The sequence below is a fragment of the Deltaproteobacteria bacterium genome, from assembly GCA_016875225.1.
Lineage (GTDB): Bacteria > Myxococcota_A > UBA9160 > SZUA-336 > SZUA-336 > VGRW01.
On record VGRW01000101.1, the window covers coordinates 1 to 10,529 of the forward strand.

The following is a 10,529-nucleotide window of genomic DNA, read 5'->3' on the forward strand; positions in this document are numbered from 1 at the left end:
CTACTGGGGCACGATCCTGCTCTCGTCCGACGCGGGACGCACCTGGTCTTCGCCCGACACACCGACGGCGAACACCATCTTTGGCATTTCCTTCGCCGACGACGCCAACGGCTGGGCCGTCGGCGCGAACGGGACGATCCTGCACTCCTCCGACGGCGGCGCCTCCTGGCAGCTGCAGCCCGTCGAGCTCACCGACGAGATGGGTGACTCGCGCCCGCTCGACACGAATCTCTTCGGTGTAGCGGCGATCTCGCCGACCCACGCGGTCGCGGTCGGCGATCTCGGCGTCGCGCTTCGCACCCGCGACGGGAAGACCTGGGAGAGGATCGTTCTTGATGCGGCGCGCTATGCCGACGAGAACGTGCCGGAGCGCTTGCTGAACGGCGTGGTCTTCACGAGCCCGACCGATGGCTGGATCGCCGGCGAGTTCGCGACGCTGCTGCGAACCAACGACGGCGGCGACACATGGGTAGGGCAGCGACAGATCAGCGGAGCGCCGGAGGATCTGTATCTCTTCGATCTAGACGGCAGCGCAGCGGGTCCGACCGCGGCGGTCGGGCTCGCGGGAAGCGTGCTCGTGTCGAGCGAGGCCGGCAGCCTCTGGGAGTCGCGCTCGGTCGAAACGACGGCGGGCCTGTTCGGGATCGCCTGGGACGGAGAGCACGGCGTCGCCGTCGGAGATCGCGGCGTGATCTACGTCTCGAGCGACGGCGGCCTGAATTGGGCCGACGCCAAGCGCCCGCCGCTCTTCAACTGGCTCTCGGCGGTCGCATTCGCGAGCCGGACCGAGGCGATCGCCGTCGGTGAGCGCGGCGTCGTGCTGCGCTCGGAGGACGGCGGCGAATCCTGGTCCACCGCAGTGACTCCGGGATCGGCGCCCGAGGCGCTCGTACCGGTGCTGGGCGGAAACGGAAAGCCTGCACCGGCCCACGAAGCTCCCGCGTCCGACCGCCGCTGAACCCGGGCCGACAGGCCCAAAGGACCCCTCGCATGGATCAGTTCGCCGTCCGTTTCTCGCGGTTCTTCATCAAGCACCGCGGCATCAACCTCGCGATCATCGGCGGGCTGACGCTCTTCTTCGCCTGGCACGCGCTGCAGCTGCAGGTGTTCAGCCAGTTCGTCGACCTGCTGCCGCGCAATCACTCGTTCGTGCAGGTGTACGAGAAGTACAACCGGCAGTTCGGCAGCGCGAACGTCGTCACCGCCGCGATCGTGGCGAAGAGCGGCACGATCTACGACGAGCAGTTCCTCGAGAAGGTCTACGCGTTCACCGACCAGATCGACAAGGTCGAGGGCGTCGATCACGGCCAGATCTCGTCGATCACGGCGATCACGATCCGCGACCAGGAGGTCGACCGCGAAGGCATCCTGCGCTCGCGTCAGATCATCGGCGAGCAGGCGCTCGCGCTGCTCGAGGCGCAGTTCTTCACGCGCAGGACGCTGCGCCTCGCCGCCAGCCAGAATGCCGGTAGGGTTCCAAGCACGTTCGGGGAGCTCCGCGAGCACGCGGCGAAGCGGAAGGCCGAGCTGGTCGAGCTGCTCGCGCCGACCCAGGCCACGCGCCTCGAGCAGATGACGGATCGCGACGAGGCCGAGCGCCTGCGCCTGCTGCGCAAGGAGAACGCCCAGCTCGAGTTCCTGATCCTGCGCCTCGAGGAGCTTCCTCCGGGGTACACGCTTTCGGGCGAAGAGCTCGCGGGCCCCGACGGGAACCTGATCCCGGCCGAGCTGATGGCGACGCTCCCCGACCGGATCCACCAGAACAAGCAGGTCTTCGGCCGGCTGGTGTCGCTCGACGATCAGGCGGCGCTGATCTCGGCCGGCTTCATCGAGGGCCGGCTCGACTACTCGCAGATCTTCCGAGAGATCTACGACCTGAAGCTCGAGCTCGAGAGCGACGGCACGGTCGAGGTGCACCTGACCGGACAGCCGATCCTGACCGGCTGGACCTTCGAGTTCCTGCCCGAGATCGTGCTGATCCTGATGCTGTCGCTGGCGATCCTGCTGATCCTGCTCGCGATCTACTTCCGGCGCTTCTACGGGATCGTGATGCCGTTCACCGGCGCGGTGGTCTCGGCGATCTGGGGACTCGGCTTCACGTCGCTGGTCGGGTACCAGCTCGAGCCGCTGGTGCTGGTGATCCCGATGCTGATCACCGCGCGCGCGGTGAGCCACTCGGTGCAGTTCGTCGAGCGCTTCTACGAGGAGTACGAGCGGCTGAACGGCGACAAGGACGAGGCGGTCATCTCGTCGATGGCGGAGCTGCTCCTGCCCGGGTCGCTCGCGATCCTGACCGACGCGTTCGGGATCCTGGTCATCTACGTCTCGTCGATCGCGCTGATGAAGAAGGTGGCGCTGGTCGGCGCGTTCTGGGCCATGTCGATCGCGGTGACGGAGATGCTGCTCAACCGGCTGATGATCGCCTACTTCCCGGCGCCCAAGGACACCAAGCACTACGTGCCCGAGCCGATCGTGAAGGTGCTGCGCGTCATGTCGGGCTGGGCGACGGGTCCGCGCTCGGCGAAAGTGATCCTGGGCGTCTGGCTCGTGATCGTGGTCTCGTCGTTCGCGGTGGCTCCCTACGTGAAGGTCGGCGAATCGCGACCCGGCACGCCGATCCTCTGGCCGGAGCACGAGTTCAACCAGTCCGCCGCCGCGATCAGCAAGCGCTTCTACGGCGCGGACGAGCTCACCGTAGTGGTCGAGACGGAGATGGAGGGCGGCATCCACCGGCCCGAGGTCATGGCCGAGATCGAGGCGTTCCAGCGCTACATGGAGCAGGAGCCCGGCGTCGGCGGCACGCTCTCGATCGTCGAGTACCTGAAGGCGATCAACCGCACCTACCACAACGCGGACCCGCGCTGGTCGATCGTGCCGTACACGCCGCAGGAGATCGGCGGTCTGCTCTATCTGTACGAGGCGGGCTCACCCGATCCGCGAATCCTGAATCCGGTTCGCGACCAGGTCGCGAGAAACGCGGCGATCCGCGTCTTCTACGGCGACCACCAGGGCGACACGATCCGGCACGCCGTCGACCGCATCAAGGACTACCTGAAGCGGCGGCCGACCGGGAAGATCGCCGTGCGGCTCGAGGTTCCCGAGGACGACTGGATCTCGACGGTGTTCTGGTGGATCGGCCCGCTGCTCCCGCCGCGGCCGGTCGAGCTCGGCGTGTATCTGCAGCAGCCCGACGGCCAGTACGAGAAGCAGGCCGTGCTGACGCCCGACCGCACCGATCCGGCGCCCGAGGATTCCAAGGAGCGCATGCTCACGCTGCCGCGAATGACGCGCGAGCTGCGCGAGGTCCTGGTCGAGGCCGGCTACGACGACGTCGGAAAGCTCGCGAACGCGGGCGTGGAGGAGCTCGCCGAGGTCGAGGGCTTCGACCTGGTCACGGCGTATGCGCTGATCAAGGCCGCGGAGCTCGACCGGCGCAGCTTCAGCGTGGTCGCGGAGTGGAATTCCGAGGAGCGCGGCACGAACGTGCAGGTGCGAAAGCGCGGCCTGTACGAGCCGTACGAGCTCTGGGTGAAGTACCAGTCCGGCGACTACGAGCGGCGCGAGTCGGGGCGCTGGGCGGAGGGCACGAGCTTCGCCCTGGCCTCGGGCCTGATGGGCGTGCTCGCGGCGAGCAACGAAGAGGTCGAGGGCAGCAACAACGCGACGCTGATCGCGTCGTTCGTCACCACGTTCCTGATCGTGTGGATCTCCTACCGCGCGTTCTCGATCGCGCTGTATCTGATCCTGTCGCTGGGCACCGCGGCGCTGGTGTCGCTCGCGTACATGTACTGGACCGGAATCGGCTTCGACGTGAACACGCTCCCGGTGCAGGCGCTCGGCGTCGGCGTGGGCGTCGACTACGCCCTGTACATCATGGACCGCGTGGTCCACGAGCGAAAACGCGGCCACGACGTGGTCGAGGCGGTGCGCATCGCGATCCAGACCACGGGAATGGCGGTGTTCTTCACCGCCTCGACGTTGGTGGGCGGCATCATCTTCTGGTATTTCATCTCCAGCTTGCGATTCGCGGCCGACATGAGCTTGCTGCTCTCCGTGGTGCTGGTCGGGAACATGATCGGCGCCATGCTGCTCGTCCCCGCGTTCACGGCGGTATTCCGCCCCGAATTCGCGAGCGCTGCAGGCAGCGCAGAGCCGCAGGCTTCGGATGTGAAGCGCGAGTGAGGGTCGGATGAGAGTCGATCGGCGCCGCCCCCTGCGAACGCTGGCTCTCGTGGCCGGATGGGCTGCGCTGCTCGGCGCGCTCACCGCTTGCGACGCGCCGCCCTCGTCGAGCGCCAGCGGCTCTGCGGCCAACGAGTACTTCCCGCTCGTGCCGGGCGCGCACTGGCGCTACAAGTACGCGCTCGGCGCCGGTGGAATCGAGGTCGAGGTCGTGGCGCGGGGCGACAGCGCCGTCGAGGGACTGCCCGGCGTCGCGTTCATCATGGACGAGCACGCGCTGAGCGCCGACTCGCTCGGGATCGCGGAGGTCGGCGCCACCGCCTACGTCGCCCGCGACGGATTTCTCTGCCGCTACACGGGGCTCGACTACCGCTCGCCGGATCGACTGCGGATGCTGGGCGAGGAGGATCCCGCGCGAGTCATGCCGCTCGGCGCATTGCCGGGCGCGTCATGGACCCACGAGACGCGCATCCTGCAGCAGCCCGAGAACGGTGGCGGCGGGCGGATCAAGTGGACGGGTCGGACGAAACCGGTCGCGGAGCTGATCGTTCCGGCGGGAACGTTCGCGGACGTGCTGCTGGTCGAGTCGGAGTACTGGGATCCATCGATCCAGACCGACGCGCCGCTCCTGTCGTACCAGGACTACTACGCGCGCGGCGTGGGATTGCTGCGCAGCGTCACGAAAAACGAGCGCGAGGGAGGAACCCAGATGGTCGAGCAGACGCTGCTCGCCTTCGATTTCCCGCAAACAGACGCGCAAAATCAATAAACCGGGCGCGAAATCCGAAGGGATTTTTCGTAGGTTCTGGAATACTTGGGGGTGCAGTTCGGCTCAGGGCTGCAAGGAGGGAGCATGGGCGAGAGGGTGGAGCTTACGGGATCGCGAGTCGTGCGTGCGATCTCACTGCTACTGGCGATGGTGTCGGGACTCGCGACGGCGAACGTCGCGATGGCGGATTGGTGGTCGGAGAACTTCGAGCTGCACGGCAAGGCGAACTCGTCCGTGTACTTCAACTCGCCGAGTCTCTCCAAAGATTTCCAGATGGATCAGTGGATGAACAGCGTCGAGATGAACTTCGACGTGAGACTGTTCTCCGATTCGGATCTCGACGTGAGCTTCCACGGAATCGTCACGCCGACCTATGACGCGGTCTACGATCTGTATCCGCAGTACTTCGGCGATCGGCGCAGCCCTGCGGGGCCGGGCACGGCCGTCCAAGCGAATGCCGCGAATGCGATGGACGGCGAGAAGTTCCCGGGTCACGGCTCCTGCATCCGCGGCAACTACTGCGACACCGCAGCGGACACCGCCAACTTCTTCGGCGGGAACAACAACCCTCAGTTCGTCTACGACAACACCATCTTCTTCGGGATCCTCGGCGCTGCATCGCGCACGCGCGGCAGCGAGCAGGGGCACCTCGGCGGAAACTCGAACGCGAAGGCTTGGAACATCGCGGAGCAGCGAATCCTTGCAACGGGGGCGACGCCAGCGACGAACAACTTCCTCGGCTCACTCGAGCTAGCCGATATCTACCTGGCGGGTGCCGGCCTCACGCAAGGCGCACCGATCCACTCATTTGGCGGCCGCTATATCGTCGGCGACCGGGGCACGATCGACCGCCAGGCCCCGTTCGGCCTGAACCACACCGACGGCGAGCTGTCGACGCGCTGCTGGGACGGCGTGCACGACTGGTGCTGGGCGCGCGAGGCCTACTTCGAGGTCAAGTACAAGGACACGCAGGTGCGGCTCGGCCGCCAGCAGGTGGTCTGGGGCAAGACCGACGCGTTCCGGCTCCAGGACCTCGTGAATCCGATCGACTACAGCACGCACAACGTCTACCCGTCGCTCGAGGAGCGGCGCATCCCGTCGCTCTCGATCGACCTGATCCACAGCTTCGGGACGGTCGGCCCGCTGCAGGACTTCTCGCTCGAGCTGGTCTGGGTGGTCGATCGCTTCAAGCCGCTGCAGGTCGGGCAGTGCGGCGACTTCTGGGCCTTCACGGCCGCGTGCGAGGGCCGCGCCGACGCGGGAGCGCACGGTCTGCTGAATCAATCCCTCGCGCGGGTCGAGGAGCGCGGCTGGAGCCTCTCGAACACCGAGCCGGGCTTCCGCTTCGAGTTCCGCATCCCGGAGCCGTCGATCGCGTTCTCGCTCTCGGGCTTCTGGGGCATCCAGGACGCGCCGGTCGCGCGCTTCAAGAACCACTACAGCACCACCAATCCGAACCCGGCGATGATGCTCTTCCTGCAGGCGCTGGGATTCCCCGCAGCGGTCATTCCGGCCTTCAATCCATATGATCAGGCTTCGGTTCAGGCGGCGAGCGACAACGCGCTGGCTGTCTGGACATTCGGGATCGGGCCGATCTGCGGGACCAACCCAATCTGCTACAACGCGCCTGGAATCGACATCCAGCCACTCGGCTGGATCTGGTCCGCGAGCCAGGCCCAGCTCGAATACCCGCGCACGTTCACGCTGGGCGGGTCGCTCGACTACCAGATCCCCGGCATCGACACGGTTCTGCGACTCGAGACCGCGTACGACTTCGACCGCAAGATCAACAACACCAACGAGCTCGACGGGATCGACAGCAGCGACGTGCTGCTCGCCGCGATCGGCCTCGACCGCAGCTTCTTCATCCCGCTGCTGAACAAGGACCGCACCGCGTTCGTGTCGTTCCAGACCTTCATAGAGCACGTGATGGACTACGAAGGCGACAGCCGGAGCGGCATGGTGCAGCACGAGAACAACATCATCTCGACGTTCTTCATCGAGAACTACTGGCGCAACGATTCGATCGTGCTGACGAACTTCCTGGCGTACGACTGGTCGGCGCAGGCATGGATCACCGGACCGAAGCTGAAGTGGGTGATGAACGACCAGATCTCGTTCGAGGTCGGCGTCAATCTGCTCCAGGGCAGCAAGAACGAGCACAACATCCGGAACATCTGCCCGAGCGGCGGCTACGACTGCCTCGCCGATCCCACCACTTGGAACGACGGCAACTGGCAGCTGATCAACTACCAGTTCAAGAAGTACTCGATGGCCCCGTTCTTCTCGAAGGCCAGCTTCGCGGACAACATGATGGAGAAGCGCGACGAGGTCTGGGCGGGAGTGACCTACCAGTTCTGAGTCGCAGAGAGCTTCTGCTCTCGATCCGGCCCGGTCGCCTCGCGGCGGCCGGGCCGCTTCATTCGCGGCTCTTCCTGGCCACCTCGGCAAAGCGCTTGGTGCCGTCGGCCCAGGGCATGTTAGCGGTCGTCGCCGCGTCGAGCCGCGCGAGCGACGCCCGGCCCTGGTAGCGCGCGCGAAATCGCGCCGGCGTCGCGCCGATCGTTCTCTTGTAGGCGACCGCGGCGACGTCCTCGAGCCGCAGCATCTGCACCTCCGAGCTGCCCAGCGCGATCCACGCGTCGCCGCTCAGCTCCACGCGGAGCTGCTCGAACGTGAAGCCGAACTCGCTCGGCGCGTTCTCTGCGTCCTGCTTCGCGCGGAGCGAGACGCGCGCGCAAGGCACGCCGTCGACCATCTCGAAGCCGACCAGGCGGTGCTCGATCTCCACGCCCGCGCCGAGTCGGCCGATCGGATTGGGCAGGAATCGCTTCGCGCTCCAGGTCGCGCCGGCGCTCACGGGCCCTTCGGGGAGGCCGACCTGGACCCAGGCGATCGACTCGCGGATCGGCAGCGACGCGAGCAGCCGCTTCGCCGATGGGATGCCGCGCAGCGTCACACCCTCCGGGTTTCCGCGCGCGTCGGTCACGAGCAGCGCGAACGGCCGGTTCAGCACGGAGCGCGGGGTGAGATCGCCCTTGGGCTGGGCGCCCTGGAGATCGATGTCGACCTTCTCGCCGGACTGCGTGCGGATCCGGTCGTCGGCGATCTCGAGCCCGATCTCGGCGCCGGGCGGCGCGACGCGCGCCTTTCGGCGCAGGGCGTCGAGCACGAGCGACGACGCGACGCTGTCCGGATCGGGCGAGGCGACCGCGACCTGGAGGTAGTCGAGCTCGAAGAGCAGCAGCTCGTCGAGCGTCTCGGGCCCGTCGGTGGTCGAATTCTCTCGCAACACCTCCGAACGCCCCTCGTACTTCATCTGCAGCTGGTACAGCGTTCCCTCCGCGGGCGGGGTCGCAGGCCGCAGCACGATCGGTCCCCGGGGCGGGAAGCTCCCGTCGTACGCGCGCGCGGACGGGTGCGGCTCGGGCTTGCGAGCCGGCTCGCCGGCGCTGCAGGCCAGAGCGATCGAGAGCGGAAGCAGGAGCATCGCGAGACGTCGGGCGTTCACAGCGCGCGAGTCTAGCCCGGGCGGCAGGCGCGCAGCGGTCCGAGGCTTGACGTCGCCGCGAGACTTCGATAATTCCAGATTCATGGAAATATCGCAGGCGATCGGAGCGCTCGCCGCGCTCGCCCAGGAGACGAGGCTGCGGATCTTTCGCGCGCTCGTGCAGCGTGGTCCCGAAGGGCTGCCCGCCGGTCGGATCTCGGCGCTGCTCGACCTTCCCGGGCCCACGCTCTCGTTCCACCTCGCGCAGCTCTCGCGCGCGGGGCTGATCGGCCGGCGGCGGGAAGGGCGGTCGCTGATCTACTCCGCGGACTTCGGGGCGATCGAGGGGCTGGTCGCGTACCTGACCGAGAACTGCTGCGGGCGCGCCTCGTCGCGCACGAGGAGCCGTCGTGCCTGCTAGCGCGAAGAGCGTTCTCTTCCTGTGTAAGGGGAACTCCGCTCGGAGTCCTCTCGCAGCATTCGCGAATCGCACGCGAGTGGGCTTCGCAGCGGCATGATCCCCTACGCCGGCCAAAAGGTCATCTCGCTGGTTCCGGAGCACTACGCGGCGATCAAGCGCGCGGTCGCGCTTCTCGACGGGATCGCGCACACGGCCTCGTACCAAGCCGAGGTCGACGCGGGCGCCGAATCCGGGGTTCGCTTCGAGCCGGGAAATCGCGGCGTGTTCATGGGCTACGACTTTCATCTCGGCCCGGACGGACCGCGCCTGATCGAGATCAACACCAACGCGGGCGGCGCGCTGCTGAACGGCCTGCACACCGCCTCGCTCTGCGATCCCGAGCGCCTCGCGTGCATCTGTGCGGATCTGCTCCCCATCGAGACGATGCAGTCGCGGATCGTGCAGCAGTTCATCTCGGAGCTTCGCGCCGTGCGCGGGCCGGAGGCGGAGCTCGGCCGGATCGCGATCGTCGACGAGCGACCGCGCGAGCAGTTCCTGTTCGCCGAGTTCGAGCTGCTGGTGAAGCTCTTCGAGCAGGCGGGGATCCGGGCGGAGATCCTCGACACCGAGGACTTCGCTCGTGATGGTGACGAGCTCCCGGATCTGGTCTACCTGCGCGACACGGACTTCACGCTTTCGACTCCGCGAACGCGACGCCTTCGCGAGGCGTACCTCTCCCGCGCCGTCGTCGTCACTCCCGCGCCGCGCGAGCACCACCTGCTCGCGAACAAGCAGAGGCTCGCGATCTTCTCGTCGCGCGAGACGCTCGAGCGGCTCGGCGTCGCGCCCGAGGACACCGGGTTCCTGCAGCAGATCGTGCCCGAGACGCGGCGGCTCGCCGATCTCGGTCTCGAGCGCGCCTGGGCGGAGCGGAGCCGGCTGGTGTTCAAGCCCTGTGCGGCCTACGGCAGCAAGTCCGTGTACCGCGGCGACAAGATCTCGCGGCGCAAGCTCGAGGAGATCGCGTCCATCCCCGGCTTCCTCGCGCAGCGCCGGGTCGAGCCCGGCGAGGTCGAGGTGGAGACGCTCGAGGGGCGGCGCAAGATGAAGTTCGACGTGCGCGCCTACGCCTATCGCGATCAGGTGCTCCTGCTCGGCGCGCGCGTCTACCAGGGACAGGTCACGAATCTGCGCAGCCCCGGCGGAGGCTTCTCGGCGATCTGCGTCTCGCGCTCTCCCGCCTGATCCGCTCGGGCGGCTACTTCGCCTTGCCCTTCGCCTTTGCCTTGCCCGCGGCCTCTTTCTCGAGCAGCTCCTCGGCCGTCGCCTCGGGCTTGCCCGCGCCGGACTTCTTGGCCTTCTCGGTCTTCTTCTTGGCCTTCAGCTGAGCTTCCTTGGTCTTGGCCTTCGCCTCGGCCTCGGCTTCCTCGGCCTTCTGCTGACCCGGTGCGTACTCCTTTGCGGATCCGTCGCCGGCGGCCTTCTTCTGCTGGCCCGGGGCCGTCGACTGGTCCGCGGACGCGGCGGATGCGAAGACGAGCAAAGACATCACGAGCAGTGCCAGGATCGTTCTCATCGGGCTCTCCTTCTAGAGGCAGTCTCAAAATTGTCTCAGCATGATGCAGATACAGGCGAGTTGGACGAATGCTCGGTAGTTCTGGGCTTTGTACTCCCAGCGGGTGACGACG

At 67.1% G+C, this 10,529-nt stretch carries 8 protein-coding genes; 6 read left to right on the forward strand and 2 right to left on the reverse strand.

Annotation, left to right across the window (positions count from 1 at the left end):
- The 4 genes from FJ108_16430 to FJ108_16445 form a co-directional block, all read left to right on the forward strand.
- A partial coding sequence (locus tag FJ108_16430) for a hypothetical protein (GenBank protein ID MBM4337474.1) occupies nucleotides 1–958 on the forward strand: 958 nt, incomplete at its 5' end.
- A 32-nt stretch (nucleotides 959–990) separates the two neighbouring features.
- Nucleotides 991–4,182: a hypothetical protein gene (locus FJ108_16435; protein ID MBM4337475.1), complete on the forward strand. Its 3,192-nt coding sequence runs from the start codon at nucleotides 991–993 to the stop codon at nucleotides 4,180–4,182.
- Nucleotides 4,183–4,231: 49 nt separating this feature from the next.
- Nucleotides 4,232–4,951 carry a hypothetical protein gene (locus FJ108_16440; protein ID MBM4337476.1) on the forward strand — a complete coding sequence of 240 codons (720 nt, stop codon included), beginning with the start codon at nucleotides 4,232–4,234 and terminating at the stop codon, nucleotides 4,949–4,951.
- Between the two features lie 120 nt (nucleotides 4,952–5,071).
- The gene (locus FJ108_16445) at nucleotides 5,072–7,312 is read left to right on the forward strand and encodes a hypothetical protein (protein MBM4337477.1); all 2,241 of its coding nucleotides are present in this window, start codon (nucleotides 5,072–5,074) and stop codon (nucleotides 7,310–7,312) included.
- 58 nt (nucleotides 7,313–7,370) lie between these two features.
- On the opposite strand, the gene FJ108_16450 is transcribed toward FJ108_16445, so the two are convergent.
- Nucleotides 7,371–8,462 carry a hypothetical protein gene (locus FJ108_16450; protein MBM4337478.1) on the reverse strand — a complete coding sequence of 364 codons (1,092 nt, stop codon included), beginning with the start codon at nucleotides 8,460–8,462 and terminating at the stop codon, nucleotides 7,371–7,373.
- 82 nt (nucleotides 8,463–8,544) lie between these two features.
- Between FJ108_16450 and FJ108_16455 the strand changes: the two genes are divergently transcribed.
- Together FJ108_16455 and FJ108_16460 are read left to right on the forward strand one after the other, a co-directional pair.
- Nucleotides 8,545–8,862: a helix-turn-helix transcriptional regulator gene (locus FJ108_16455; GenBank protein MBM4337479.1), complete on the forward strand. Its 318-nt coding sequence runs from the start codon at nucleotides 8,545–8,547 to the stop codon at nucleotides 8,860–8,862.
- 93 nt (nucleotides 8,863–8,955) lie between these two features.
- Nucleotides 8,956–10,086 (forward strand): hypothetical protein, encoded by a 1,131-nt coding sequence (locus FJ108_16460; GenBank protein MBM4337480.1) that lies wholly within the window; start codon nucleotides 8,956–8,958, stop codon nucleotides 10,084–10,086.
- 13 nt (nucleotides 10,087–10,099) lie between these two features.
- On the opposite strand, the gene FJ108_16465 is transcribed toward FJ108_16460, so the two are convergent.
- Complete coding sequence (locus FJ108_16465; GenBank protein ID MBM4337481.1) at nucleotides 10,100–10,417, reverse strand: hypothetical protein; 318 nt, start codon at nucleotides 10,415–10,417, stop codon at nucleotides 10,100–10,102.
- Between the last annotated feature and the right edge of the window lie 112 nt (nucleotides 10,418–10,529).

Excerpts from the sequence above, each read along its gene's own strand:
- FJ108_16455 (MBM4337479.1), top strand. The coding sequence starts at position 8,545 with ATGGAAATATCGCAGGCGATCGGAGCGCTCGCCGCGCTCGCCCAGGAG.
- FJ108_16460 (MBM4337480.1), top strand. The coding sequence starts at position 8,956 with ATGATCCCCTACGCCGGCCAAAAGGTCATCTCGCTGGTTCCGGAGCAC.
- FJ108_16465 (MBM4337481.1), bottom strand. The coding sequence starts at position 10,417 with ATGAGAACGATCCTGGCACTGCTCGTGATGTCTTTGCTCGTCTTCGCA.
- FJ108_16435 (MBM4337475.1), top strand. The coding sequence starts at position 991 with ATGGATCAGTTCGCCGTCCGTTTCTCGCGGTTCTTCATCAAGCACCGC.